This is a genomic window from Ureibacillus yapensis, assembly GCF_003515775.1.
GTDB classification, from domain to species: domain Bacteria; phylum Bacillota; class Bacilli; order Bacillales_A; family Planococcaceae; genus Ureibacillus; species Ureibacillus yapensis.
In genome coordinates this window covers 1,418-3,522 of record NZ_QWEI01000023.1, presented here as the reverse complement: position 1 = coordinate 3,522, position 2,105 = coordinate 1,418, and the positions used below count along the sequence as shown (strand labels likewise).

Genomic DNA, 2,105 nt, shown 5'->3' with positions numbered 1-2,105 from the left:
TCCATTTAGGCCCACCATATATATTACCTCTTTGGGGCCTTAGCTCAGCTGGGAGAGCGCCTGCCTTGCACGCAGGAGGTCAGCGGTTCGATCCCGCTAGGCTCCACCAATATTGATGTAAAATCAATAGATTTGTTCTTTGAAAACTGGATAAAACGACATTGAAAGCAACAAAATTCAAGTAATTTATCGTAAAGTTCTTAAGTCTTTTCTTATTGTAAGAAAAGCAGTAACAAAACTGTAAAAGGTTTCGAGACACGAGCAGGACAAGGAAGCGATTGAGTGAGGGAAGGAGCGTACTTAAGTACGTGACTGACTGAACGATTGAAGCTGACGCCGTAATGCGACGTGTATCGGAAGCTGNTCCCGCTAGGCTCCACCAATATTGATGTAAAATCAATAGATTTGTTCTTTGAAAACTGGATAAAACGACATTGAAAGCAACAAAATTCAAGTAATTTATCGTAAAGTTCTTAAGTCTTTTCTTTTTAAGAAGAGCAGTAACTAACTTTTTTAGGTTAAGTTATTAAGGGCGCACGGTGGATGCCTTGGCACTAGGAGCCGAAGAAGGACGGCACTAACACCGATATGCTTCGGGGAGCTGTAAGTAAGCTTTGATCCGGAGATTTCCGAATGGGGGAACCCACTGTTCGTAATGGAACAGTATCTTGACGTGAATTCATAGCGTCTTGAAGGCAGACCCAGGGAACTGAAACATCTAAGTACCTGGAGGAAGAGAAAGAAAATATTCGATTCCCTGAGTAGCGGCGAGCGAAACGGGAAAAGCCCAAACCAAGAGGCTTGCCTCTTGGGGTTGTAGGACACTCTATATGGAGTTACAAAGGAATGAATTAGGCGAAGCGATCTGGAAAGGTCCGCCATAGCGGGTAAAAGCCCTGTAGTCGAAAGTTCATTCTCTCTTGAGTGTATCCTGAGTACGGCGGAACACGTGAAATTCCGTCGGAATCCGGGAGGACCATCTCCCAAGGCTAAATACTACCTAGTGACCGATAGTGAACCAGTACCGTGAGGGAAAGGTGAAAAGCACCCCGGGAGGGGAGTGAAATAGAACCTGAAACCGTGTGCCTACAAGTAGTTAGAGCCCGTTAATGGGTGATAGCGTGCCTTTTGTAGAATGAACCGGCGAGTTACGATTACGTGCAAGGTTAAGATGAGAAGTCGGAGCCGTAGCGAAAGCGAGTCTGAATAGGGCGAATGAGTACGTGGTCGTAGACCCGAAACCAGGTGATCTACCCATGTCCAGGGTGAAGGTGAGGTAACACTCACTGGAGGCCCGAACCCACGCACGTTGAAAAGTGCGGGGATGAGGTGTGGGTAGCGGAGAAATTCCAATCGAACTTGGAGATAGCTGGTTCTCTCCGAAATAGCTTTAGGGCTAGCCTCGTGATGAGAATACTGGAGGTAGAGCACTGTTTGGACTAGGGGGGCATCTCGCTTTACCGAATTCAGACAAACTCCGAATGCCAGATATTTATACACGGGAGTCAGACTGCGAGTGATAAGATCCGTAGTCAAGAGGGAAACAGCCCAGACCACCAGCTAAGGTCCCAAAGTAATCGTTAAGTGGAAAAGGATGTGGCGTTGCTTAGACAACCAGGATGTTGGCTTAGAAGCAGCCATCATTTAAAGAGTGCGTAATAGCTCACTGGTCGAGTGACACTGCGCCGAAAATGTATCGGGGCTAAACGATTCACCGAAGCTGTGGATTCGCATCGAATGATGCGAGTGGTAGGAGAGCGTTCTAAGTGCGTTGAAGTCAGACCGGAAGGACTGGTGGAGCGCTTAGAAGTGAGAATGCCGGTATGAGTAGCGAAAGATGGGTGAGAATCCCATCCACCGTATGACTAAGGTTTCCTGAGGAAGGCTCGTCCGCTCAGGGTTAGTCGGGACCTAAGTCGAGGCCGACAGGCGTAGACGATGGACAACAGGTTGATATTCCTGTACCACCTCCCCGCCGTTTGAGTAATGGGGGGACGCAGTAGGATAAGATAAGCGTACCGTTGGTTGAGTACGCCCAAGCAGTAAGGCGTGGAAGTAGGCAAATCCGCTTCCTGTAACGTTGAGCTGTGATGGGGAGCTAATTT

Annotated in this window: 1 tRNA gene and 1 rRNA gene (1 of these 2 cut by a window edge); both read left to right on the top strand. The window is 47.9% G+C overall.

From position 1 onward, the window contains the following. Positions 1-33 precede the first annotated feature (33 nt). A tRNA-Ala gene (locus tag D1B33_RS18190) sits at positions 34-109 on the top strand. 407 nt (positions 110-516) lie between these two features. Beyond that, positions 517-2,105: ribosomal RNA gene (locus tag D1B33_RS18185) — 23S ribosomal RNA — on the top strand (it continues 1,417 nt past the right edge of the window).